This is a genomic window from Streptomyces sp. NPDC007189, assembly GCF_040703635.1.
In the GTDB taxonomy this organism is placed as follows: domain Bacteria; phylum Actinomycetota; class Actinomycetes; order Streptomycetales; family Streptomycetaceae; genus Streptomyces.
Genome location: NZ_JBEYEY010000001.1, coordinates 265,790 through 289,253, shown reverse-complemented (window position 1 = coordinate 289,253; position 23,464 = coordinate 265,790). Strand labels below are relative to the sequence as shown.

At 70.5% G+C, this 23,464-nt stretch carries 21 protein-coding genes; 11 read left to right on the top strand and 10 right to left on the bottom strand.

Going from position 1 to position 23,464, the window contains the following annotated elements; genetic code table 11:
• A complete protein-coding gene (locus AB0950_RS01315) occupies window positions 1–1,887 on the top strand; it encodes an alpha/beta hydrolase (protein WP_366777528.1) in 1,887 nt (628 codons plus the stop codon).
• A 92-nt stretch (window positions 1,888–1,979) separates the two neighbouring features.
• The gene (locus AB0950_RS01310) at window positions 1,980–2,465 is read left to right on the top strand and encodes a hypothetical protein (RefSeq protein WP_366777527.1); all 486 of its coding nucleotides are present in this window, start codon (window positions 1,980–1,982) and stop codon (window positions 2,463–2,465) included.
• A gap of 21 nt (window positions 2,466–2,486) precedes the next feature.
• Here the strand turns inward: AB0950_RS01310 and AB0950_RS01305 are convergent, their stop codons facing one another.
• A complete protein-coding gene (locus tag AB0950_RS01305; RefSeq protein WP_360574910.1) occupies window positions 2,487–2,861 on the bottom strand; it encodes a DUF192 domain-containing protein in 375 nt (124 codons plus the stop codon).
• A 108-nt stretch (window positions 2,862–2,969) separates the two neighbouring features.
• Between AB0950_RS01305 and AB0950_RS01300 the strand changes: the two genes are divergently transcribed.
• The 3 genes from AB0950_RS01300 to AB0950_RS01290 are packed head-to-tail and all read left to right on the top strand — an operon-like array spanning window position 2,970 to window position 4,989.
• The gene (locus tag AB0950_RS01300) at window positions 2,970–3,842 is read left to right on the top strand and encodes an LLM class flavin-dependent oxidoreductase (protein WP_366777526.1); all 873 of its coding nucleotides are present in this window, start codon (window positions 2,970–2,972) and stop codon (window positions 3,840–3,842) included.
• 41 nt (window positions 3,843–3,883) lie between these two features.
• Window positions 3,884–4,396 carry a GNAT family protein gene (locus AB0950_RS01295; protein ID WP_366777525.1) on the top strand — a complete coding sequence of 171 codons (513 nt, stop codon included), beginning with the start codon at window positions 3,884–3,886 and terminating at the stop codon, window positions 4,394–4,396.
• Window positions 4,393–4,989: a nucleoside deaminase gene (locus AB0950_RS01290; protein ID WP_366777524.1), complete on the top strand. Its 597-nt coding sequence runs from the start codon at window positions 4,393–4,395 to the stop codon at window positions 4,987–4,989. Before AB0950_RS01295 ends, AB0950_RS01290 begins: the two co-directional genes overlap by 4 nt.
• Here AB0950_RS01290 and AB0950_RS01285 read toward each other — a convergent pair.
• Window positions 4,973–5,482: a DinB family protein gene (locus AB0950_RS01285; protein ID WP_366777523.1), complete on the bottom strand. Its 510-nt coding sequence runs from the start codon at window positions 5,480–5,482 to the stop codon at window positions 4,973–4,975. The two genes, AB0950_RS01290 and AB0950_RS01285, sit on opposite strands and share 17 nt — an antisense overlap.
• 52 nt (window positions 5,483–5,534) lie before the next feature.
• On the opposite strand from AB0950_RS01285, the gene AB0950_RS01280 reads away from it, so the two are divergent.
• The 5 genes from AB0950_RS01280 (at window position 5,535) to AB0950_RS01260 (ending at window position 12,188) form a co-directional block, all read left to right on the top strand.
• On the top strand, window positions 5,535–6,323 hold the full coding sequence (locus tag AB0950_RS01280; RefSeq protein ID WP_366777522.1) for a class I SAM-dependent methyltransferase: 789 nt from the start codon (window positions 5,535–5,537) through the stop codon (window positions 6,321–6,323).
• A gap of 846 nt (window positions 6,324–7,169) precedes the next feature.
• Window positions 7,170–7,943 carry an isoprenyl transferase gene (locus AB0950_RS01275; protein WP_360159879.1) on the top strand — a complete coding sequence of 258 codons (774 nt, stop codon included), beginning with the start codon at window positions 7,170–7,172 and terminating at the stop codon, window positions 7,941–7,943.
• A 345-nt stretch (window positions 7,944–8,288) separates the two neighbouring features.
• On the top strand, window positions 8,289–9,614 hold the full coding sequence (locus tag AB0950_RS01270; protein ID WP_330338055.1) for a PhoH family protein: 1,326 nt from the start codon (window positions 8,289–8,291) through the stop codon (window positions 9,612–9,614).
• A gap of 398 nt (window positions 9,615–10,012) precedes the next feature.
• Entirely contained in the window at window positions 10,013–10,708 is a 696-nt protein-coding gene (locus tag AB0950_RS01265) for a transglycosylase SLT domain-containing protein (protein WP_360159880.1), read from the top strand.
• Window positions 10,709–10,859: 151 nt separating this feature from the next.
• Entirely contained in the window at window positions 10,860–12,188 is a 1,329-nt protein-coding gene (locus tag AB0950_RS01260; protein ID WP_360159881.1) for an AI-2E family transporter, read from the top strand.
• Here the strand turns inward: AB0950_RS01260 and AB0950_RS01255 are convergent.
• The 5 genes from AB0950_RS01255 to AB0950_RS01235 all read right to left on the bottom strand — a co-directional run bounded on the left by AB0950_RS01255 (window position 12,144) and on the right by AB0950_RS01235 (window position 18,790).
• A complete protein-coding gene (locus tag AB0950_RS01255) occupies window positions 12,144–12,596 on the bottom strand; it encodes a hypothetical protein (protein WP_360159882.1) in 453 nt (150 codons plus the stop codon). The two genes, AB0950_RS01260 and AB0950_RS01255, sit on opposite strands and share 45 nt — an antisense overlap.
• Before the next feature lie 82 nt (window positions 12,597–12,678).
• Complete coding sequence (locus tag AB0950_RS01250) at window positions 12,679–16,554, bottom strand: SGNH/GDSL hydrolase family protein (RefSeq protein ID WP_360159883.1); 3,876 nt, start codon at window positions 16,552–16,554, stop codon at window positions 12,679–12,681.
• 262 nt (window positions 16,555–16,816) lie between these two features.
• Entirely contained in the window at window positions 16,817–17,359 is a 543-nt protein-coding gene (locus AB0950_RS01245; protein ID WP_360159884.1) for a hypothetical protein, read from the bottom strand.
• A gap of 330 nt (window positions 17,360–17,689) precedes the next feature.
• A complete protein-coding gene (locus tag AB0950_RS01240; RefSeq protein ID WP_360159885.1) occupies window positions 17,690–18,232 on the bottom strand; it encodes an alkyl hydroperoxide reductase in 543 nt (180 codons plus the stop codon).
• 3 nt (window positions 18,233–18,235) lie between these two features.
• Window positions 18,236–18,790, bottom strand: a complete 555-nt coding sequence (locus AB0950_RS01235; RefSeq protein WP_069778975.1) for a peroxiredoxin — start codon at window positions 18,788–18,790, stop codon at window positions 18,236–18,238.
• A gap of 139 nt (window positions 18,791–18,929) precedes the next feature.
• Between AB0950_RS01235 and AB0950_RS01230 the strand changes: the two genes are divergently transcribed.
• Window positions 18,930–19,874 carry a LysR substrate-binding domain-containing protein gene (locus tag AB0950_RS01230; RefSeq protein WP_366777665.1) on the top strand — a complete coding sequence of 315 codons (945 nt, stop codon included), beginning with the start codon at window positions 18,930–18,932 and terminating at the stop codon, window positions 19,872–19,874.
• Window positions 19,875–19,883: 9 nt separating this feature from the next.
• Here AB0950_RS01230 and AB0950_RS01225 read toward each other — a convergent pair whose 3' ends face one another.
• From AB0950_RS01225 to AB0950_RS01215, 3 genes are read right to left on the bottom strand one after another with little or no spacing between them, the layout of a single operon-like run.
• Window positions 19,884–22,226 (bottom strand): FtsX-like permease family protein, encoded by a 2,343-nt coding sequence (locus AB0950_RS01225; protein WP_360159887.1) that lies wholly within the window; start codon window positions 22,224–22,226, stop codon window positions 19,884–19,886.
• The gene (locus tag AB0950_RS01220; protein ID WP_360159888.1) at window positions 22,223–22,912 is read right to left on the bottom strand and encodes an ABC transporter ATP-binding protein; all 690 of its coding nucleotides are present in this window, start codon (window positions 22,910–22,912) and stop codon (window positions 22,223–22,225) included. Before AB0950_RS01220 ends, AB0950_RS01225 begins: the two co-directional genes overlap by 4 nt.
• Window positions 22,909–23,433, bottom strand: a complete 525-nt coding sequence (locus AB0950_RS01215; RefSeq protein WP_360159889.1) for a PadR family transcriptional regulator — start codon at window positions 23,431–23,433, stop codon at window positions 22,909–22,911. Before AB0950_RS01215 ends, AB0950_RS01220 begins: the two co-directional genes overlap by 4 nt.
• Window positions 23,434–23,464 lie beyond the last annotated feature (31 nt).

The following is a 23,464-nucleotide window of genomic DNA, read 5'->3' as shown; positions in this document are numbered from 1 at the left end:
GTGTCCACATGGCAGCACCTCCGTGACCTGAAGCTGTCCCAGTACCGGGACGCCGCCGGCGGCTGGGGCAAGGTGAGTCACCGCGCGGACGCCGCCCGGCTCCGGACCGACCGGGAGATGACGATTCCGGTCCGCTCCACCCAGAAGGGGGAGACGGCGACCAAGGCAGCGGGCGAACTGGACCGCCTCAGCCGTAACTACCAGTACATTCACGGCGAGTGCGGTCTGATCCGGACGACGCTGGAATCCCTCGCCGCTGATTTGGAAGGACCTCAGCGCAAGCTGAAGCAGGCGCTGGAAGACGCCGAGGCGTTCAAGTTCACGGTGAACGGGGACGGTTCGGTGACGTATCCGCCTCCTGTCTGGAAGGACGGCACCCCGGCGACGGTCCTTTCCGGGGCGCCCGCTCCAGGAAAGTCGTCGGCAGGCCCTCTCATGCCGTTGGCTCCGGGCGCCGGCGGTGGTACGGCGCGAGCGGGCGCGCCCGTCCCATACCTGCCGGGCGATGGTGAAGGCGGCGGCAATCCGAACAAGGCCATGGCCGAGGACATCGCCGAACGCATCGCCAGCGCGGTGCGAGAGGCGGGCGAGATCGACGCGCGCTACGCATCCATGCTCCGCAAGCTCAAGGCCCCGGCCGGGCTGGACGTCACCGACGACATGCTGATCGACGCGGCCGAGGACATGCGAGCCGTACGGAAGACCGTCGCCGGCCATCTCGACGAGAAGAAGATCCCGTGCGGAAAGTCTCCCGCCGAGAACAGGAAGTGGTGGGACGGCCTCACCGACGAGCAGCGCGACGAGTACGCGACTCTCTACCCGGCCCAGATCGGCGCGCTCGACGGCCTGCCGTCCGAGGTGCGCGACACCTCCAACCGGATCGTGCTGGCGGAAACACGGGCACAGTTCGCGCAGGAGTACGAGCGACTCGGGCCCGAGCCGCCGCAGTACGTCCGGGGCGGCGGCCCTCCCTCCGCCGTCGTCAACCCGGCCTGGCAGCAGTGGCAGAGAGCCGGTGGCGTGCGGGTGCGGGACCTGCTCAAGGGCATGGACGACATCCAGGCCCGGCTGGACGCGAGCGGCGTGCCCGGTCCGAACGGCAAGCCCGGCCTGCCGCAGGCCTACCTCCTCGGCTTCGACACCAAGGGCCTCGGACACGCGATCATCGCCAACGGCAACCCCGACAGGGCGGACAACACGGCCGTGTACGTGCCCGGGACGGGCGCGCGGCTGGCGAATGCCGGCGGTGACATCAAGCGGATGACGGACACCTGGCAGGAGGCCCATGCACAGGCTCCCGACAAGACCACGTCCACCATCACGTGGATCGGCTACGACGCCCCGCAGAACGTGCTCACCGATTCCCCTTCGCCGAGCTACGCCCACGACTCGGCGCCCAGGCTGAACACCTTCCTGGAGGGGCTGCAGACCGCCCGCAGCGGCTCCGACGTTTGTAAGTCGTCGAGCCACACGACCGTCATCGCCCACAGCTACGGCACGACCGTCGTCGGTGCGGCCACCAAGGAACACCACATCGCGGCCCACGACATCGTGGTCGCCGGCAGTCCGGGGATGCTGGTGGGCGACGCGAGCGATCTGGGCGTGGGCAGCAAACACGTCTGGTCCGAGGCCGCCGGCGACGACCCGGTGCCCTACGTCGGCCGACAGTTCCTGGGCGGGGAGAAGTGGGGCGTGCAGCACTATCACGGGGTTCCCTACAACGCCGGTTACATCACGACGATTCCGTCCGACGAGGCGTTTGGGGGACACCGGATGGATGTGGATACCAGTGGGCACAGCGGCTACTGGGACGAGGGGTCGGTTTCATTGCAGAACCAGGGCGCGGTTGTCGTCGGTAAATACGGTGACGTCAAGGAAGACAAGTGAACCCGTTCAGCCATCAACTCCCACGAAGCCGGTCGGCTTTCTGCGTAGGGGCCAGCGTCTTGGCCCTCGTCATGACAGGATGCTCAAAAGACGTGAACAGCGATGACGTGAATGAGGGTGGTAACACCGCTCAGCCGACGACTCTCGCGGTCGAGCAGGCGAGGACGAAGGCCAACCACCTCTCGAGTCAGATTCTTGACATGATCGGAATCAAAACAGGCAAGGTGACTGGGGGAGGCGCGGGTGTCTCTCTCTGCGACGAGGATCCCGAGCACCTTTACCGCATGCGTCACCCGTGGTCGATCTACGCAGTCGCCGCCGACAAACTGGAGGCCGGTTTCCGGCGCCTGCGGGAGAGCCTCCCCAAGAACGGCTGGAAAGTCGTCGCATACGGCCGTGACACCAGTGCGAACAAGAACCTCGAACTCACCGCCAACTCGGAGACAGAGCCCTTCTCGGTCAACGCTTCCCTGCACATCACGGGCTCGGAGGGAACCCGGCAGCCCATGATCCAGATCCACGTCGTCTCCGCCTGCTTCCGTGCCCCCAAAGGCACAGACCTCGGCAAGGAGTTCTGAGGTCACCCACACACGCGACGCTCAATCCACCTCGACGCCCACCCGAACCCCCACGCCAAGCCCCCACCCCGCCATAACCCCCGCCCCCGCCTCCAGCACATGCCGCGACCGCAGGCGAGGCAGGCCCAGGCGGCCCGGCTTCATCGTTCGGACGGCAATGACGGTGAGCGTGCGGTCGAGGTACGCGACGTCGATGGGGATGCGCATGCGGAAGGTGTGCACCGCGCCGGCGGGGGACAGCAGCATGGCCCCCTCGACCGAGTCACGGCCCAACAACCCCTTCGTGCGGGCCCGGTAGGACGTCGCGATCTCCAAAGGAACTGAGACCGCGGCCCCGTCCTCGTCCCCGCCCCCGTGCACGACCAGCCGGCCCCGCCCGTCCCGCCACCGCGCCATCCGCAGGCCACCTCCGCAGTGACTGTACCCACGGGGTCACCGGGAACGCCGGTCACCGCGCACGTAAAGGAGTTGTCCCGCCCGCCCCCTCCCACTAGGAAGAACCCCATGACTGGACTCGGTGTCGTCTTTCGCCCCCAGCTTCCGCCCGAGCGGCTGAAGGCGGTGGCCCGTGTGGCGGACGAAGCAGGGCTCGAGGAACTGTGGTTGTGGGAGGACTGCTTCCGGGAGGGCGGGATCTCGACCGCCGCCGCGGCGCTGGCCTGGACCGAGCGGGTGCGGGTCGGGGTCGGGCTGCTGCCGGTGCCGCTCAGGAACGTGGCGCTCACCGCGATGGAGGCCGCCTCCCTGCACCGCATGTTCCCGGGGCGCGCGACCGTCGTCGTCGGGCACGGCGTGCAGGACTGGATGGGGCAGGTCGGCGCTCGTCCCGCCTCCCCGCTCGCGCTCCTCGGCGAGCATCTCGACGCCCTGCGCGCCCTGTTGGCCGGCGAACGGCTCACCGTGCGGGGGCGGTACGTGTCCCTGGACGACGTCGGCCTCGACTGGGCGCCGGAGCGGCCGGTGCCCGTCCTCGCGGGCGCCACCGGGCCGCGTACGCTCCGCCTCTCCGGCGCCAAGGCGGACGGCACGGTCCTCACCGCCGCCAGCTCCCCGGACGACGTACGGCGGGCCCGGCGGCTCATCGAGGAGGGACAGAAGGAGGCGGGGCGCGGCGGGCATCACCAGGTCGTCGTCTACCTGCTCGCTGTCACCGGCGCTGACGCCGAGGCCCGGCTGCGGGCCGAACTCGCCGCCGAGGGACTGGAGTCGGCCACGGACGTCGGGGTGGCCGGTGACGCGGGCGCCGTGGCCGCGGCCGTACGACGGCTTGCCGAGGCCGGCGCCGACACGGTTGTGCTGCAGCCGACGGGAGACGAACCCGACCCGGAGGGGTTCGTGCGGTTCGCCACCGAAGAGGTCCGCCCCCTGCTGACCTGAGAGGGAGGGGCATTGTCAGTGGCGGCTGTCACACTCCCTCCATGACCGACCCCATGACCGCCGAGCATGACGAGCACGGCGAGCACGGCGACGTGAGCCTGCGCGGCGTCACGGACGACGACCTGTACGTCTTCCTTGCCTACGAGCACGACCCGGAAGCCGTCCGGCGGTCGAGATTCGCCCCCCGGCCGCGGGACGCCTTCCTCACGCACTGGCGCGAACGCATCCTCGGCGATCCCGACTGCCTCGTACGGACCGTCACCGTGGACGGCGAGCCCGCCGGGCACGTCGTGTCCTGGACGGCGGACGACGAGCGCCGGTACGTGGGGTACTGGCTCGGCCGTCCGTACTGGAGACGTGGCGTCGGCACCCGTGCGCTCGGCATGTTCCTGCACCTGGAGCGCGTACGCCCCCTGTACGCCGACCCCTTCCACACGAACACCGCCTCCGTCCGCCTCCTGGAAAGACACGGCTTCAAGCGCTCCGGCACCGTACGACACGGGACCGACGAGCACGTCCTGCTGGTGCTCGGCGGGCCGGGGACCACCCCGTGAGCGAGATCCCGGGCCCCTGGCGCCTCCCCTTCGAGCTGGCCTGGGAGGCCCTGCGCGCCGGCAGCCGGCCCGTCGGCGCCGTGCTGTACGGCCCGGAGGGCGGCGTCGTCGCGGCCGGGCGCAACCGCAGCCGGGAGGCCGTGGCCCCGCCCGGCCAGCTCGCCGGCACCGATCTGGCGCATGCCGAGATCAACGCCCTGGCCCAGCTCCCGGCCGGCCGCCGGCACCCCGGGCACCGCCTGTACACCACCCTCGAGCCGTGCCTGCTGTGCAGCGGTGCGCTGATCCACGCCCACGTCCCGCACGTCGTCTACGCCACCGCCGACGAGCACTGGCGCGGAGTGGAGCGCGTCCCGGAGGCCGGCGGCGCGATAGCCGCCCGCTGGGCCACCCGCGAGGGCCCGCTGGACGGCCCGCTCCGTCCGCTCGCCTGCTTCGGCGCCCTGCTCATGACGCTGTGGACGGTGGCGCACACGCAGGACCCGGCGCCCGAGGGTCCCGCGGCCCGGGAGGCCCGCCGTCACCTGGACGCGGGCCTGCTGGACGCGGCCACCGCGCAGGCGGCGTACGAGGCGGTCAGCCCGAGCCCATAACAGGCGGATGGTCGCCGGTCGTCCCGTCGGTCAGTTCGCGCAGGATGTCCATGTGGCCGGCGTGCCGGGCTGTTTCCCCGATCATGTGGACCAGGGTCCAGCGGAGGCTGACGGTGATGTCGCGCCAGGGCGGGGTGCCCTGGGTGTCCAGGGGGAGCCGGGTGATGACGGTGTCGGCGGCGGCGCGGGCGCGGGCGTAGAGGGCGACGATCCGCTTGGTCGGCTCCTCGGGGGTGACCCGCATGTCGTCGTGCGGGTCGAACCACAGCGGCTCGGCCTCGCCGCCGAAGGTCTCCACGAACCAGCCGTACTCGACGCAGGCCAGGTGCTTCACCAGCCCGAGCAGATTGGTGCCGCTCGGGGTCATCGGCCGGCGCAGCTGCTCGTCGTCGAGGCCGTCGAGCTTCCAGAACACGGCGTCGCGGTGCCGGTCCAGGCTCGCGTGCAGTGTCTGCTTCTCTGCGGCGAGGTACGTCGGCGTGGGTGTCGTCATGCGGGCGGAAAATAGCAGGCCCCGCGGACGGCGCCCTGGGACCATGGTGGGCATGGCGGAAAACCGTTCGTTCGAAGATCTCGTGGCCGAGGGCGCCGCCGTGCCGACCGAGGGGTGGGACTTCTCCTGGTTCGAGGGGCGGGCCAGTGAGGAGCGGCCCTCGTGGGGGTACGCCGTCTCGGCGGGGAAGCGGGTGGCCGGCGGCGCTGAGGCCGTGCTGGACATCCAGACCGGCGGCGGCGAGGTGCTCGACTTCGTCCTCGACACCGCGGCCCCGGCCCGGCCGGTGCTGGCCGCCGCGACGGAGGGCTGGCCGCCGAACGTGGCCAAGGCGACCGCGCTGCTGCGCCCGCGCGGGGTCGTGGTCGTCGCCGCCCCGGACGACGCGCCGCTGCCGTTCGCCGACGAGACGTTCGACCTGGTGCTCAGCCGCCACCCGGTGCGGCCGTACTGGGACGAGATCGCCCGGGTGCTGCGGCCGGGTGGCACCTACTTCGCCCAGCATGTCGGGCCCGCCAGCGTCTTCGAGCTGGTGGAGTTCTTCCTCGGGCCGCTGCCCGAGGAGGTGCGCTCCGCCCGGGACCCCGAGCGCGAGCGGGCCGGAGCCGAGGCGGCGGGCCTGGAGGTGGCAGAACTGCGCGCGGAGCGGCTGCGGATGGAGTTCCACGACATCGCCGCCGTCGTCCACTTCCTGCGCAAGGTGGTGTGGATGGTCCCGGGCTTCACGGTGGAGGCGCACGAGCCCCAACTGCGCGCGCTGCACGAGCGGATCGAGAAGGAGGGGCCGTTCGTGGCGCACAGCACCCGGCATCTTCTCGACGTCCGCAGGCCGCGCCGCTGACGGCTCGGCAAGCCGCCCCGCCGACCGCCTCCGCACGCCGCGCCCCACCGAGCCTCGGCAAACCGACCTGCTGACGGCCCCACACGCCGCCCCGCCGACGGCCTCGACAAACCGACCTGCTGACGGCCTCCGCACGCCCCCGCTGACACCGCCCCCGCGCCGACGGTGTCCACATCGTTATACGGTGCGGTTCACATCGGCCCCATCGGTCACATAAGTTCAGACCAAGGTAATTCGCGCTGGCAAACCCGCGCGGCCGGTACCGCGCAGTGGAGGGGGCTGCGCGGCGCCGTGAAGCTGAACGATCTTGCCCTGGCCCCGCAGCGGAGCCGTCAAGTCCCCGTTCGCTGGCCGGTTAGCCCATCAGGGGGACACCGGGACGACTCGCCGACACGCCCACAAGACGGCGCAAACCTTTCGGATCCCTCCGAATCAGGTCGTACCCGACCGGCTTTGCCTGAGAATCCGTTGTGAATCGGCCATGAGGCACCCCTGAATCGCGGCTTCCGCAGCCATCGGGGCGTTGCCGGGCGACTCCGGAGAGTAGTTGTCTGCCGTCGATGCACCCACCATCCCTCACGAAGGGTTATGGTGGAAACCCCCCCTCGGGCCGGTCCGTCTCCCCCCCACGGACCGGCCCGTTTTTCGTCCCGGCCATCGGCGGGGCCGCTCCCCGGGAACTGACGGGAACCTCCGGGCACCGGCCCGGCGTCCCAGCCGAAGGGGCCAAGTCCCCGACCCCAGGCCCCAAACCCCGGGCCGGAGCCGAGCCCGCGGCGGGGGTAGGCTCAACGGCTCCGGCACCCACCGCACCCCGACCCCGCCGCCAAACCCCCGGAGGGCCCCGTGAACCTGCGCGACAACCTGCGCAGCCTGCTCGTCAGGCTCTACGCACGCCGGGTGGAGGGCCACCTGGACCACGCTCAGGTGCCCAAGCACATCGGCGTCATCATGGACGGCAACCGCCGCTGGGCGAAGGCGTCCGGTTCCACCACCGTCCACGGCCACCGGGCCGGCGCGGACAAGATCGAGGAGTTCCTCGGCTGGTGCACCGAGACCGACGTCGAGGTCGTCACCCTGTGGCTGCTGTCCACGGACAACTTCGACCGCCCGCAGGAGGAGCTCGTCCCGCTGCTCGGCATCATCGAGGACGTCGTGCGCACGCTCGCCGCCGACGGCCGCTGGCGGGTGCACCATGTCGGCACCATGGACCTGCTGCCGGCCGGGATGCAGCGCACGCTGAAGGAGGCCGAGGAGGCCACCGCCCACATCGACGGCATACTCGTCAACGTGGCCATCGGCTACGGCGGCCGGCAGGAGATCGCCGACGCCGTGCGCTCCATGCTGCTCGACGCCCACGACAAGGGCGTCACCATGGAGGACCTCGCCGAGTCCGTCGACGTGGACATGATCGGCCGCCACCTCTACACCGGCGACCAGCCCGATCCCGACCTGGTCATCCGCACCAGCGGCGAGCAGCGGCTGTCCGGTTTCATGCTGTGGCAGACCGCGCACTCCGAGTACTACTTCTGCGAGGTCTTCTGGCCCGCCTTCCGCAAGGTCGACTTCCTGCGCGCCCTGCGCGACTACGCCGCACGTCACCGCCGGTACGGCGGCTGAACCGCACCCCACGCCCCGCCGGCCACCGCACCGGCGGGGCGTTCGCATACCCGGATTCGCGCGGACGTAACAAGGAGTTCACCGGCACGCCGGTGGCCGCTTTTGCATGGCGGTGCATGTTCGAGGGCATAAGCCAGTCAGGTCGACACCCGAACCACGGGTGTCGGATCTCAGCGGGCGGCACGGGGCCGTCCGCCCGGGAGGCCCTTTGCACCAGCCCGATCGTGCGGTCACTGCACGGACGAAGAGGCGGAGGGCCGGTTCGCGGCCCGCGCAGGGCGGCCGTCGACCGGTCCAGCTCGTTCTCGTCGCTCCCCGACCTCATCCGAGGGGGTACGTCCTTCCGTGGTGACCAGCACAAAGCGCCACAAGCCAGACCGGCGCACCTACGTTCTCGACACCAGCGTCCTGCTGGCCGACCCGAACGCCCTGACCCGCTTCGACGAGCACGAGGTCGTGCTCCCCATCGTGGTGGTCACGGAACTGGAGGCCAAGCGGCACCATCCCGAACTCGGCTACTTCGCCCGGCAGGCCCTGCGCCTGCTGGACGACTACCGGGTGAAGAACGGTCGCCTCGACGCCCCCATCCCGATCGGGGAGCTGGGCGGGACCGTCCGTGTCGAGCTCAACCACTCGGACCCCAGCGTGCTGCCCACCGGCTACCGCCTGGGGGACAACGACTCCCGCATCCTCGCGGTCGCCCGCAACCTGCAGGCCGAGGGGTACGACGTCACGGTCGTCTCGAAGGACCTGCCCCTGCGGATCAAGGCGTCCTCCGTCGGACTCCTCGCCGAGGAGTACCGGGCCGAACTCGCCATCACGGAGAACTCCGGCTGGACCGGAATGTCCGAACTGACGCTCTCCGGCGAGCAGGTGGACATCCTCTTCGAGGAAGGGCACCTGTACGTCCCCGAGGCCGCCGAACTGCCCGTGCACACCGGCCTGACCATCCACTCCGAGCGCGGCAAGGCGCTCGGCCGCATCACGGCGGAGGGCAACGTCCGCCTGGTGCGCGGCGACCGGGAGGCGTTCGGCATCAAGGGCCGCAGCGCCGAGCAGCGCATCGCGCTCGACCTGCTGCTCGACCCGGACGTCGGGATCGTCTCGATGGGCGGCCGGGCCGGCACCGGCAAGTCGGCGCTGGCCCTGTGCGCCGGCCTGGAGGCGGTCCTGGAGCGCCGCCAGCACCAGAAGGTGATGGTGTTCCGGCCGCTGTACGCGGTCGGCGGGCAGGAGTTGGGCTATCTGCCGGGCAGCGAGGCGGAGAAGATGAGCCCGTGGGCGCAGGCCGTCTTCGACACGCTCTCGGCGGTCACCAGCCGGGAGGTCATCGAGGAGGTCACCGCGCGCGGGATGCTGGAGGTCCTCCCGCTCACCCACATCCGGGGCCGCTCGCTGCACGACGCGTTCGTGATCGTGGACGAGGCGCAGTCGCTGGAACGGAACGTTTTGCTGACCGTTCTGTCCCGGATCGGCGCCAATTCACGGGTCGTTCTCACCCATGACGTGGCGCAGCGGGACAATCTGCGCGTCGGTCGCTACGACGGCGTCGTCGCCGTGGTGGAGAAGCTGAAGGGGCACCCGCTCTTCGCGCACGTCACGCTGACCCGGTCCGAGAGGTCCCAGATCGCGGCGCTTGTGACCGAAATGCTGGAGGACGGCCACATCTGACCCTGCTCGCACGGCAATTGGCGCCGTTCGGCAAAGGCCCAGAGCCTAGCCGGGCGGCGCCTCGGCGTGTGGAGCTTTCCGGAAATCCCCTGGGCCAAACGGGATGTGAGCTTTCACACGCAACACAGAATTGCCTCCCGGCGTCCGGTTACGGCAGAGTCTCAGTCCTGTCAGGCCCCGCATACGACACATCTGTACCCCCAGCGGTGCAGCACCACAAAAGCATCAACTCCATAGAGTTCGTCGTATGCCGCCCGCGCACCACGCGGCCGCTCCCCGCAGGGGGAGTTGCCCACCGGGCCCGTGCCTCCCGTGACCCCGCAGTTGGGAGGCCAGTGTCAGGGGCACGATTGCGTCCGCCAGGGTCACCGAAGCGGGCGATGCTGGAAGGAAACCGTGTGAGCCGGATTTCGGTCCGGGGATTCGCAGTGGCCTCGGCCACCGCGGTCACCGCCGTCGGAAGCGTCGTCGGAGTTGCCTCGGGCAGCGTCGCGCAGAACAACGACGCCGAGCCGACGGCCGCCGACACCACGCTCCTGGCGGACATACCCGCGGGTCAGCAGGCCCAGGTCCAGTCCGCGTCGCTGACGCAGCAGGCCGATGCCCAGGCCATCGCCGCGGACACGAACGCCAAGAAGGACGCCGAGGAAGCGGCCCGCAAGGCTGCCGCCGAGACCGCCATCGCCAAGAAGGCGGCGGCCGAGAAGGCGGCCAAGGAGGCCAAGGAGCGCGCCGAGGCGAAGGCGGCGGCCAGCCGCGACAGCGCCCGCACCTCCTCCAGCTTCCCCGTCCAGAGCAGCTACACCGTCGCGCAGATCCAGGCGATGGCGCGTCAGATGGTGGCGGCCGACCAGTTCCAGTGCTTCAGCAACATCGTGAACAACGAGTCGAGCTGGAACTACCAGGCGGTCAACGCCTCCTCCGGCGCCTACGGCCTCTTCCAGGCCCTGCCCGCCGGTAAGTACGCCTCGGCCGGCGCCGACTGGCGCACCAACCCCGCGACGCAGATCAAGTGGGGCCTGAACTACATGAACAGCCGGTACCACAGCCCCTGCCAGGCCTGGTCCTTCTGGCAGGCCAACCACTGGTACTAGACCCGCCCGGTCCCGCCCGGTCGCACTCAACCTCGCGCAGCCCCTCCCCGTCCTCAGGGGAGGGGCTTTCGCCCTGTACGGTCGTACCCGGACGCCTCCAGGGGGAGGAGAGGTGGCGAGCACGCGGGGACGCGGGGGAAGAGGACGGATCATGTCGCGAGTGCCAGGGTGGCTCGGCAAGCTCGGAGCCGGTCTGACCGAGATCAGCGAGCGCCTGGACGAGCGCCGCGCCGAGGTGGAGCGCGAGCGCGCCGCCGACTCCGCCGAGGACACCGCGGCCCGCCCCGCGCCGGCGATCCCGGATCGCGTCGACGCGGCCCCCGTGCCCGTCCATCGGCCCGCGCCCCCGGCCGGCCGCCGCCCCGACCCCGCCCAGGCCGTGCCCTGGGGGGTGCGGGTCGCGGCCGAGGCCGGATGGCGGCTGCTGGTCCTCGCCGGCACCGTCTGGGTCCTGATGCGGATCATCAGCGCGGTCCAGCTGGTGGTGTTCGCCTTCGTCATCGCCCTGCTCGTCACCGCACTGCTGCAGCCGACGGTCGCCCGGCTCACCCGCCGCGGGGTGCCGCGCGGCCCGGCCACCGCGCTCACCGCGATCAGCGGGTTCGTCGTCATAGGGCTGATGGGCTGGTTCGTGACCTGGCAGGTCATGGAGAACATCGACACGCTCTCCAACCAGATCCAGTCCGGCATCGACGACCTGCGCGACTGGCTGCTGAAGAGCCCCTTCCACGTCACCGACAAGCAGATCAACCAGATCGCGAAGAACCTGCGCGAGGCGATCGGCGCCAACACCGACCAGATAACCTCCGCGGGCCTGGAGGGCGTTCAGGTCATCATCGAGGCCCTCACCAGCATCCTGCTGGTGTTCTTCTCGACGCTGTTCCTGCTCTACGACGGCAGGCGCATCTGGGAGTGGTTCCTGAAACTGGTGCCCGCCGCGGCCCGCCCGGGCGTGGCCGGCGCCGGCCCGCGCGCCTGGGGCACGCTGACCGCCTACGTCCGCGGCACGGTCCTGGTCGCCCTCATCGACGCCATCTTCATCGGCATCGGCATCTACTTCCTGGACGTGCCGATGGCGGTCCCGCTGGCCGTCTTCATCTTCCTGTTCTCGTTCATCCCGCTCGTCGGCGCCGTCGCCTCGGGCGCGCTCGCGGTGATAGTGGCGCTGGTGACCCAGGGCGTCTTCACGGCCGTCATGACCCTGATCGTCGTGCTCGCGGTCCAGCAGATCGAGGGCCACGTCCTGCAGCCGTTCATCCTGGGCCGCGCGGTCCGCGTCCACCCCCTCGCCGTCGTCCTCACGGTCGCCGCCGGCGGCATGGTGGCCGGCATCGGCGGCGCGGTGGTGGCCGTACCGCTGGTGGCGGTGACGAACACGGTGGTCGGGTATCTGCGCGTGTACTCCGAGGAGGTGGCCGCGAGCAGGAGCGAGCCGTCAGCCGTAGAGGGCGACCATGGAGGCGAGCAGCAGTCCGGCTGAGGCCGCGAGCGCCGGGATCCGGTAGCGGCTCCACGCGGCGAGCGCCAACGCGTACGACCAGGCTCCGCCCGCGAGGGCGACGGCCCACCAGTCGGCCGTCGCGTGCGCGGCCGAGAGGGGGATCGGCGCCAGCACGAGCGTCGGCGGGACGACGGCGAGCCGTGGCCGGATGCCCAGCAGCTTGTAGACGACGAGCAGCACGGTCAGGGAGACGGCGAACGCGAGCGGCAGCGCCGTCAGATTCCATCCGGTGAAGCAGAATCCCTCGGTCGTCCGGCAGAGCCGGTCGCTGTGGTGCTCGGCCCAGGAGAGGTACGCACCGGCGCCGACGGCCAGAACTGCTCCCGTGACGGCCGCGCCCAGCACCCGCGGCAGGACGGGCTGTGGTTCGGTGTGGGGGGTGATCATGCCTGCAGCCTTTCGTACGCAGCGGCCGGGGGCCTGAGTACGGATACTCAGGCCCCCGGGTCAGTGATCGGTCAGTGCCCCGTCACAGCTTCCGGAGCGTCTGTTCCAGGGTGTCCGCGTAGATGCGGGCCCCAGCGATCTTCGGATGGAGGCTCTGCATGGACGCGTTCGGGAACTCGCTGTCCGCCTTCTCCCGCCCGTTCTCCACGAGGGCGTTGATGGTCTCCGGGTTGCCGCAGGCAGCCTTGCCGTCGAAGTTGGCCCGCGGGTCGGCGAAGACCGCCCAGGTTCCGCCGTCATTCTCGGCGGCGCCCTTCATCTCGGTCGCGAGATCGTCGGCCACACTGCGCACCCAGTCGTTCTCGACGGTCTCATAGGCGCCGGGGAAGCAGCTGTGGTCCTTCTCCACCAGGCGCGGGTAGCCCATGAGGACGACCTTCGCGTTCGGTGCCTGGGCATGGATGGCGTTCAGCGTCAGGGCGATCTGCGGCCGCACGGAGTCGTGCAGCCACTTCGGCGCCCAGTCCTTCAGGGCGCCGGTCGTGCCGCCCGTCGACTTGCCGGTAGCGGGGTCCTGGTTGTCCAGTTCCGAGTACGGGCAGGTGGTCGTCTGCGGGTCGGCCAGATCGACGCACTTCTTCATGACGTCGCTGAAGCGGGCGTCGTTGCCGCCGATGCTGAGCGTCACCAGGGTGGTGTTCTGGTCCAGGTACCCGGTCTCGATCTGCGGCAGCTCCCCGGACAGGGGCTGGTTGAGGATGTTGTAGGTGCGGGCCCCCGAGCAGGCCACGAAGTGGTAGTCCATCTGCGCGTCAAGGCTGTCGGCCATGGCACCGATGGAGCTGGAGTAGCCGGGAAGAGTCGCCTGCCTCGACCATGCCAGCTTGGAGCGGTGGCACTTGTCGACCTCGTCGTCCTTCTTGTCGGGGTGGTCCGTCTCCGGGTACAGGTCGGAACCGTTCGCGCCGGTCACCCCTTCACCCGAAGAGTAGGAGTCACCCATCGCCACGACGAAGTTGGCCGGCTTGCCCGCCAGCGGCTGGAAGGCGACCGCGCCCCAGGCGATGTCCTCGTCGGCGGTTCCGTCCTTGGTCGCGTTCGACAGCTCGACCTTCGGGGTGCCGGTGAAGTGGAACACGCCCAGGCTGACCCAGCCGCCCGCGCGCTGGAGCACGGTCCGCTTGTGGCTCCAGCTGTCCGTGCCCTGCACGTCGTACGTGGCCTGCCGGGTCTGGGCGCCGGTGTCGGGAAGGTGGACCAGAACGCGCGCCCAATTGAGGTTCTGGCCGAGGGTCCAGGTGCCGTTGATGGTCATGTAGCCGCCCGCGCCGCCGAAGTGGCCGGCGTCGCGGGTGTGGGTGTACCAGTAGTGGCCGCCGTAGCCGCCGCCCACCGAGTGCAGGTCGGCCTTCGCCTCGTAGCGGCCTTCCGTGCCGGGGTTGAACGAGAACTGGAAACTTCCCGCGGACTTGGTCGTCCCGCATTCACTCCAGGACGGCGTTCCGTCCGGGACGGAGGCGACGACCTTGGAACCGGCCGGGGCGTCGCACACCGGCGTACCGTTCTGGAGACGGTAGCCGCGCTGCGGTTCCGGCACCAGGGACTGGTACTTGATGTTCTCGTGGCCGCACGTCTGGCTGCAGTCGGACTTCCAGGTCACATTGGGCTGGTTCCACCAGTACTGCGCGTAGCACTCGGCGTCCGGGCAGTCCGGCGGCGTGTTGGGGTTGCAGTTGTTCTTGGAGTTGCAGAACGCGTCGAGCGACGGCGTCACGTGCACCCGGTTGTAGCGCGCGCTGCCCTCGTACAGGTAGGGCTGGTCCGTTCCGTTCCAGTAGGCGGGACGGAAGCCGGCAGAGGAGAAGCCGGACTCACCCGGCCAGTCCTGGCGGCCGGAGGTGGCGTAGGAGTAGCCGGTGTCGATGGACCAGGCGGCCCAGCCCATCACCTTGACCTCGTACGGCCAGTCCTGCGGATGAGCCGCGTCCTTGACGGCGTAGGGGTCGACGTCCGTGTTCATGAACGGATGACCCCAGCCCTTGGCGTAGATCGGGTTGGCGGGGTTGTTGTACCAGCCCAGGCCCCAGTGCCCCGCGTGCTTCCCGGCCTCCGAGGGAGGGTTGAAGCCGAGGTTGTAGTTCCAGACGGCGGTGAACCAGTTCTCCACGTAGGCGGGGTCGTCGTTGTTGACGGTGATCTTCTGGCCGTCCTTGTGGACCTCGTTCCACTTGTCGGCGAGGATCTTCAGGGAGGCGGCGATGTTCGTCGCGTAGTCGATCGCGATGAGCTTCTGCAGCGCAGGCTTGAGGCTGGTCTCACCCGGCTTCTCGTGACCGGCCAGCCGCATCCCGTCGGTCACCTGGCCGACGCCGTAGCCGCAGTCGGACTTGTCCCAGTTGATCTGCCAGTAGGCGGCCGGGTCGTTGGGGTCCGCCTTGTGCCCGTAGTAGCCGTCGACGGCGGCCAGGGGGTTGCCCATCTGCCCGGGGATCGACCCGCCCTCGGCCTGCCACAGGTTGGACTCCTGGGCCATGATGCCGAGCAGCACGTTGACCGGGATCCGGCCGCCGCCCGTCAGCTTCGGCAGCGGGAACAGAGCCTGCGGGTCGATGGTGCCCAGACCGGCCTGGTCGCGGTAGCCGCCCTGGCGGATGTAGCTCGCGCTCAGATCACCGCGCACCGCCATGTCGGCGGCCCACTCGACCTGGTTCGGGGTCGGCTGCAGGGCCTGTGCCTTGACGTCGTTGCGGGAGACGGCGCACCAGCGGTCGTCGTCGGTCGGGGAACTCACGGTCAGGCCCGACTTCGAGGCGGTGCCCTTCGACCGGTGCTGTCCGGCGGCCGTGGGGAGCACCGGGGAGGGGTTGGCCCCCGTGCCGTCGACGGCGTCGTGCTGCACGCTCTGCGTCAGCCTGGCTCCGGTGGTGGTGGCGATGCTGGTGACGGTCACGGGCTTGTCGCCGTCGTCGGCGGGCGTCGCCGTCTGCGAGACGGGCTCCGCGGACTTCGTGAAGCCCTTGCCCGCGCCCTTGATCTGCGTCAGGCCGGCGTGCACGCCCGGGGTGAGGACCGGCTCGACTGCGAGACGGCCGTGCGAGGACACATCGGTGCCGGCCGGGGCGCCCAGGCGGGTCACGCCGGTTCCCGCGGTGGCGGGGGAGCCCTTGGGGCGGCCGGTGAGGAAGACCCGGCCTGCCTCGCCCTGCATGAGGTCGAGGTCGCCGAGCCGGCCCGCGGCGAGGCTCTTCGGCCTGCCGCTGCCGGTGAACAGCTTGGCCTGCGCCGTGGAGCCGCCCTTGCGGTCGACGAAGGCGATCGTGCCGTCGGCGGCGGGCCGGATGTCGAACGGGGCGCTGTCCGCGTTCGCGAGGTTCCTCACCTTGCCGGAGCCGTCCAGGTGGACGAGCCGGCTGCCGAGCGCGGCCACCGTGCCGTCCTCGACCGGAACGGCGCTGGTGATCTCACCCTTCGCGGCGGCCGTACCCGAGGTCTTCCCCGAGACGTCCACGGTGATCACGCGCGTCCGTGTGCTCGCGGGGTCGTTCATGTCCCGGAAGGCAGTGAACGCGGCTTTGTGGGTGGTGGTGTTGCAGGACGGGTCGAAGTAGGCCAGCGACGCGGTGAACGGGAGCTTCTTCACCTTCCCGGTCGTCAGATCGACGATGGCGGTGAACGCGCCGCCCTGCATCAGATCGGGCTTGTTCGTGAAGGCGCGCGGCGCGTAGGCGACGGCCGCGTGCGTGTGGTCCATCAGGCACTGGTTGCCGATCCACGAATCCGCCGGCATGCCCGGTTCCGACAGCACGGCGACCGTCTTCCACGTGTACGCCTTGTCGCTGTCGGCGACGAGGATGCGCAGACCGTCCGCGTCGGCGGCGGCGGTGACGGCGCGGTCGGGGCTGTTCCGCCAGCCCTTGCCGAGCTTCTTGCCCGGGTTCTGTATCCGACTCGGAGGCACCGGTGCGGTCGGGCCGGTGGACGAGTGGCCAAAGGGGTGGGTGGAGGGTGTGGGTGAGGCGTTGGCGGGTGTCGCCTGGAGCAGACCGCCGGTCACAGCGGCGCAGGCCACAAGGGCCACCAGGGGCGCGCGAGTTCGTCTCTTGAAACGCAAGGAAACTTTCCCCGTTTTCCGTTGAGTGGATCGCCCTTTCAGGGCGCAACAAGGCGGGACTCCACGCCGCGATGCGTGGAGTCCCGGTTCACGGTTCGTGCAGCACCTGCTAGTTGCAGTTCGTGCTGTCCTGAACGTTGTTGACCAGCAGGGGGGCCGAGCTGGAGGTGGTCGAGCTCAACAACGACGTGACCGTCCCGCAGCCGCCGTGGTTGCGGTAGACGGGCCCCGCGTACTGGGAGTAGACGCCCGCGTCGCTCGCGCAGCCCTCTGCGATGTAGTTCGAGCAGAGCTTGATCTTCATCCACTTCGCGCCGGACGTGTTGTTGTCGAGGATGGCGCACGTGGGTGCGTCGTTGCTCGCGGGGTTGCTCCCCTTCACATAGACGAAGAGGGTCGCGAAACGCCGGGAGTCGGGCAGCTGGTCCGCCTTGTAGAGGGCGTAGCCCGTGCCGCAGACGGTCGCGCCTGCCGCGGCGGCGGTGGGACGGGCCGCCGCGATCGCCCTCGTGTGCTGGTCGGCCTTGGCCGAGATGCTCGGAACCGGCCGGTCGGCGGCGGCGACCTGCGGAGCGGTCACACCGAGGACGCCCAGGCCGGCTGCGGCTGCGGCAAGCGCGGTCCGCGCCGAGACATGGCTGCGTATGGACATGAGATTCCCCCTGGAAAAACGGTCAAGCAGTCGCCGCGAAAACGCAGTTCGGCGGCGTGGGTGTGGTCACCAGGAGCCAATCAGATCGCCTCGGCGGCTGTCGATCAAAAAGCGGCGACGTAGTGGAGGGCAGAGTTCCGTTGTAACTCTACGCGTGTGGATCTTCTTCGCCCAAAGGGGAGAAGCAGGGCAATCGTCCGGGGTCTTGTTCACTCGCGGTCTCCGCCCCCGGCTCGGGTGAGTGGCACATGTCACGGACAGGGGTGACGGCTGGACGACGACGGCCCCTGCCCAGGGGTTGGGCAGGGGCCGTGATGCGCCGGGGCGGGGTTACTCGGCCGACTCGGCCAGCACCGCCTCCGCGTCGAGGGTGACGCCGACCGCCTGGATCACCGAGGCGATCTTGAACGCCTCCTGGATGACCTCGCGCTCGACGCCGGCCTTGCGCAGCACCTGCTCGTGCGAGTCCAGGCACATCCCGCAGCCGTTGATCGCGGAGACCGCGAACGACCACAGCTCGAAGTCGACCTTCTCGACACCGGGGTTGCCGATGACGTTCATCCGCAGACCCGCCCGCAGGGTGCCGTACTCGTGGTCCGACAGCAGGTGGCGCGTCCGGTAGAAGACGTTGTTCATCGCCATGACGGCGGCGGCCGACTTGGCGGCCTGGTACGCCTCCGGCGTCAGGTTCGCCTTCGCCTCCGGCTCCAGCTCACGCAGCACGATCGGGGACCGGGAGGCGATGGCGGTCGCCAGCACCGTGCCCCACAACTGCTGCGCCGGCAGGTCGGAGTTGCCGATGACCGAGCCCAGGTTGAGCTTCAGGTCCTTGGCGTAGTCCGGGACGCGGGACTTCAGCGAGTCGAGCGACATGGGTCACTCACCAGCCAGCAGCGCGACCGGGTCCAGGGTGTCCTCGCCCTTGCTCCAGTTGCAGGGGCACAGCTCGTCGGTCTGCAGGGCGTCCAGGACCCGCAGGACCTCCTTGGGGTTACGGCCCACGGAACCGGCGGTGACCATGGTGAACTGGATCTCGCGGTTCGGGTCGACGATGAAGACGGCGCGCTGCGCGAAGCCGTCCTCGCCCTCGATGCCCAGGTCGCGCATCAGCTCGTGCTTGGAGTCGGCCATCATCGGGAACGGCAGGTCGGTCAGGTCCGGGTGGTCCTTGCGCCAGGCGTGGTGGACGAACTCGGAGTCGCCGGAGAAGCCGAGGATCTGGGCGTCGCGGTCGGCGAACTCGTCGTTCAGCTTCCCGAACGCGGCGATCTCGGTCGGGCAGACGAAGGTGAAGTCCTTCGGCCACGCGAACACGACCAGCCACTTGCCCTCGTAGGACTTGTGGTGGATCTGCTCGAACTCCTTGCCCTTCTCCAGCGAGACGCAGGCGGTCAGTTCGAACTCGGGGAACTTGTCACCGACAGTGAGCACACGCTCTCCTTGCAGCGAGGAAGGACCCTTTTTGGGGGTCTGTCCCATGGGTTGGACTTCGCCGATGGTGGCACAGGGTGCATTGATTCGTGAAATAGCTACAATCGGTCGTGTTGATCGGAGGTAGCTATCAGTGACCGTGGGTAATGGAAAGCGGAGGCAGCCGAGCCTCGCACAGCTGCGTGCCTTCGCCGCCGTGGCCGAGCATCTGCACTTCCGGGACGCGGCGGCCGCCATCGGGATGAGCCAGCCCGCCCTGTCCGGAGCGGTCTCGGCGCTGGAGGAGACCCTGGGGGTGACCCTCCTCGAGCGTACGACGCGCAAGGTGCTGCTCTCGCCCGCCGGCGAGCGGCTCGCCGTACGGGCCAAGGCGGTGCTGGACGCGGTCGGGGCGCTGCTGGAGGAGGCCGAGGCGGTCCGGGCGCCGTTCACGGGCGTCCTGCGCCTCGGGGTGATCCCCACGGTCGCGCCGTACCTCCTGCCGACCGTGCTGCGGCTGGTCCACGAGCGCTATCCGCACCTCGACCTGCAGGTGCACGAGGAGCAGACCGCCAGCCTGGTCGACGGCCTGAACTCCGGCCGCCTCGACCTGCTGTTGCTGGCGGTGCCGCTCGGCGTGCCCGGAGTCGTCGAACTCCCCCTGTTCGACGAGGACTTCGTGCTCGTCACGCCGCTCGACCACCGGCTCGGCGGCCGCGAGGGCATCCCCCGCGAGGCGCTGAAGGAACTGAACCTGCTCCTCCTGGACGAGGGCCACTGCCTGCGCGACCAGGCCCTCGACATCTGCCGGGAAGCCGGACGCGCGGACGCGCCGGTCACCACCACGGCCGCCGGGCTGTCCACGCTCGTCCAGCTGGTCGCGGGCGGCCTCGGCTGCACGCTGCTGCCGCGTACGGCCCTGAAGCTGGAGACGACACGGAGCAGCCAGCTGCTCACCGGGTACTTCGCCGAGCCGGCCCCGAGCCGCCGCGTCGCCTTCGCCATGCGCGCGGGCGCGGCCCGCTCCGCGGAGTACGAGCAGCTGGCGGCCGCGCTGCGCGGGGCACTGGGCGCGTTGCCGGTCAGGGTGCTGGAAGCGCCCTGACCAGGGTGGTCACTCGGTGCGCAGCCCCTCCGGCCGCATCATCCGCACCAGCGGCGGCAGGCTGAGCAGGGTCACCGCGAGGACCACCGCCGCCCCCGCGCCCGTCATCGACAGCAGGCTCGGCCAGTCCACACCCACCGTCGCGCCCACCATCTTCAGCAGCACCGTGCCCAGCGTCAGCCCCACGGCCGCGGCGAGCAGCAGGCCGAGGGCGATGGGGATCGACGTCTGCCACAGCACCGACAGGCTCAGGGTGCGCCGCCGGGTGCCGAAGGCGACCAGCGAGGACAACAGCTTGCGCCGCTCGCGCAGTTGCTCGAGCTGGGAGACCAGCAGGCTCAGCCCGATCAGCGCCAGCACGCAGACGGCGCCGACGAACGTGCCGGTGCGGATGGAGGTGAACTTCTGCGACCGCTCGGTGGACGCCCACACCATCGCGTCCGCCAACGGGTCGATGCGGGCCGCGGTGTTGCGGACGTACTCGTGCACGTCCGGCACCGTCTCGTCGACCCTGAGGTACACCGACCCGGTCAGCACGCCGGCCATGCGGCCGGACAGCGCGGCCGGGGTCATCAGCACCTCGCTGTCCTCGATGCCGCTCGGTCCCTTGATCGCGCGGGCCTGCTTCAGCCCGTGCGGCACGGTCCACCGGATGTCGGGTCCGCGGCCCACGAGGTCGCTCGTGTCGAGGTGGAGGCTGCGGCCCGGCCGGACGAGCCGGTCCAGGTCGGCGTCCCGTTCCCCGCCCCTCGCCGCGAAGACGTCCCCGTCGCGGCAGGACGGCAGATCGGCCACCGTGCGCAGCGCGGCGCAGCTGCCGACGGTGAGGCTGACGGTGGTGGCCGGGCCCTTGTCGGGGCTCCAGCGCCCGTCGCCCAGTTCGGTGCTGCCGAGCGCGACGGCCTGGCGGACGCCCTTGGTCGAGGCGAACGCCTTCGTGGCCGGCGTGAAGGGGACGCCCCGCGAGAGGTTGACCTGCATCTGCCACTGACTGGGGTCCTGGTGGGTCTCCTTGGTGTAGTCGCCCTGGATGCCCGCGAACAGCATCTGCAGCGCGATCGCCCCGGCCACCGCGACCGCGATGCCGTTGACCATGCGCGCCGCCGAGCCGCTGCTCAGCTGCAGCCGCCGTACGGCCAGTTGCCAGGCCACCCCGCCGAGCGCGAGCCGGGCCACGACGGCCTCGACCACCCACGGCAGCAGCGCGGTCACGCCGACGAGCAGCAGCAGGACGCCGCCGGTCACCAGGTACTCGTTGAAGGTGCCGTTGTCCCGGCCCTGGCCGATCATCGGTGCGAGGCAGGCCATGCCGCCCAGCGGCAGCAGCAGCCGCCACCACAGCCGGCGGCGGGCGGGCCGGGCCGTGCGGACCACGCCCAGCGGCTCGATCACCACCCCGCGCAGCGCGAACAGCGTCACCAGCACCGCCGCCGCCGGAACGGCGAGGGCGACCAGCGCGGCCAGTGCGGGCGAGGGGTCCAGGTAGCTGGGGAACACGCTGATGTCCATGATCTCGACCGAGCCCGCGAACTGCCGGCCGAGCAGGAAGAAGCCGGTGCCGAAGACCAGCCCGACCAGCGAGCCGGCGAGCGCCTCGCCGGCCGCGATCCGCCGGGTCATCCGGCTGTCGGAGCCCACCAGCCGCAGCGCGGCCAGCCTGCGGTCGCGCCGCTCGCCGCCGAACCGCACGGCCGCCGCGATGAACACGGCGACCGGCGTCAGCAGCACCACGAAGACGACCAGCACCAGCAGGATCAGCACCGGGTCGAGGCTGTCCTGCTGGGACCCCGGCTGCGGCCCGAAGTGGGTGATGCGGGCCGTCCGCCAGCCGTTGATGCGCGGGGCGAGGTCCTTGGCGCCGGCGTAGTAGGCGAGTTCCTGCGAGCCGACGAGTCCGCGCTCGCCGATCGTCCCGACGATCCGGTACGGCAGCCGGTCGCGCAGCAGCGTGCCGTCCGCCGAGCCGAGCAGGCGCTTGAGCGCGGGGGAGACGACCATCTCGCCCGGCGCCGGGTACGTCGTGAGGCCCGGCGGGAGCGGGGCGCGCGGGCCCTCGGGTTCCACCAGCCGGCCGCGCACGTCGCTGCCGTGGAAGGTGCCGTCGGCGTCGGAGATCACCAGGGTGTTCGCGCCCTTGGGCTGGTAGGCGCCGTAGGTGTAGTCCCGGCGGTCCTGGTTGCGCTGGTCGCGGACCGCGAGCGCGTTCGGGATCGCGGTCGTCAGCAGCAGCAGCGCCACGCCGAGGCCGACGCCGACCGCCGTCAGCAGCACCCGGATCCAGCCCTCGCGCCCGCCGGTGAAGGCGAACCGGACGCCCATGCCGAGGTCTGCGGCCCATTGGCGGGCGTTCATATGGCGCGCTCCATGTCCCGGGACCTGCCGTCGCGTACGACGATCTCGCGGTCCGAGTACGCGGCCACCCGGGCCTCGTGCGTGACCAGCACGACGGCCGCGTTGGTGGAGCGGGCCGCGTCGGTGAGCAGCTCCATCACGCGCTCGCCGTTGAGGGAGTCGAGCGCGCCGGTCGGCTCGTCGGCGAAGATCACGCGGGGCCCGGTGACCAGCGCCCGCGCCACCGCGACGCGCTGCCCCTGGCCGCCGGAGACCTCGCCGGGCCGCTTGTCCTTCAGGTCGTCGACCTCGAGGCGCTCCATCCAGCCCAGCGCCGCCTTTTCGGCCGCCTTGCGGGACGTGCCGTTCAGCCGCAGCGGCAGGGCCACGTTCTCGACGCAGGTCAGCTCCGGCACCAGCTGGCCGAACTGGAAGACGAACCCGAACTCCGAGCGCCTGAGCGCACTGCGCTCGGCGTCGCCCATCCCGGTCAGCTCACGGCCGTCGTAGGTGATGGACCCGGAGTCGGGCGGCACGATGCCGGCGAGGCAGTGCAGCAGCGTCGACTTGCCGGAGCCGGAGGGGCCCATCACGGCGACGACCTCGCCGGGGTGGATGGAGAACTCGGCGCCGTCGAGGGCGACGGTGGCGCCGTAGGTCTTGTGCAGGTCCTCGGCGGCGAGCAGGGAGCCGGCGGGAGCGGTCACCGGGCCACCTCCGCGCGGAGCTTGTCCAGGCGGGCCGCGGTCAGCTCCAGCCAGCGCAGGTCGGCCTCCAGGTGGAACAGGGCGTGGTCGCAGATCAGCTGGTCCGCGAGGTCGCCCTTGCGCTTGCGGTCGGTCAGGATCCGCATGCTGCGCAGGTGTTCGGCGCGCTGGGCGTCGAGGATGGTGGAGGCGTCGCGGTGGGTCAGCAGCGCGAGGACGACCTTGGTGTACAGGGTCGACTGGAGGTACTCCTCGGGCTTCTCCGGGGTCGCGAGCCAGCGCTCGACGTCGGTGATGCCGGCGTCGGTGATGGCGTACCGCTTGCGCTCGGGGCCGCCGCCGGCCTCGATGCCGTCGACTTCGACGAGGCCGTGCTTCAGCAGCCGGGACATCGTCGAGTAGACCTGGCCGTAGTGCAGCGGCCGGTCGTGACCGAACTTCTCGTCGAAGGCCCGCTTCAGGTCGTAGCCGTGGCGCGGGCCGGACTCCAGGAGTCCCAGAAGGGTGTGACCGATGGACATGCACCGCACTCTACACACGGTGTATACGTCG

Coding starts and splice junctions, on each gene's coding strand:
- AB0950_RS01240 (WP_360159885.1), bottom strand. CDS start 18,232: ATGTCGCTCGACTCGCTGAAGTCCCGCGTCCCGGACTACGCCAAGGAC.
- AB0950_RS01245 (WP_360159884.1), bottom strand. CDS start 17,359: ATGTCCATACGCAGCCATGTCTCGGCGCGGACCGCGCTTGCCGCAGCC.
- AB0950_RS01285 (WP_366777523.1), bottom strand. CDS start 5,482: ATGACGACACCCACGCCGACGTACCTCGCCGCAGAGAAGCAGACACTG.
- AB0950_RS01305 (WP_360574910.1), bottom strand. CDS start 2,861: ATGGCGCGGTGGCGGGACGGGCGGGGCCGGCTGGTCGTGCACGGGGGC.
- AB0950_RS01280 (WP_366777522.1), top strand. CDS start 5,535: ATGGCGGAAAACCGTTCGTTCGAAGATCTCGTGGCCGAGGGCGCCGCC.
- AB0950_RS01215 (WP_360159889.1), bottom strand. CDS start 23,433: ATGTCCATCGGTCACACCCTTCTGGGACTCCTGGAGTCCGGCCCGCGC.
- AB0950_RS01255 (WP_360159882.1), bottom strand. CDS start 12,596: ATGATCACCCCCCACACCGAACCACAGCCCGTCCTGCCGCGGGTGCTG.
- AB0950_RS01295 (WP_366777525.1), top strand. CDS start 3,884: ATGACCGACCCCATGACCGCCGAGCATGACGAGCACGGCGAGCACGGC.
- AB0950_RS01225 (WP_360159887.1), bottom strand. CDS start 22,226: ATGAACGCCCGCCAATGGGCCGCAGACCTCGGCATGGGCGTCCGGTTC.
- AB0950_RS01300 (WP_366777526.1), top strand. CDS start 2,970: ATGACTGGACTCGGTGTCGTCTTTCGCCCCCAGCTTCCGCCCGAGCGG.
- AB0950_RS01260 (WP_360159881.1), top strand. CDS start 10,860: ATGTCGCGAGTGCCAGGGTGGCTCGGCAAGCTCGGAGCCGGTCTGACC.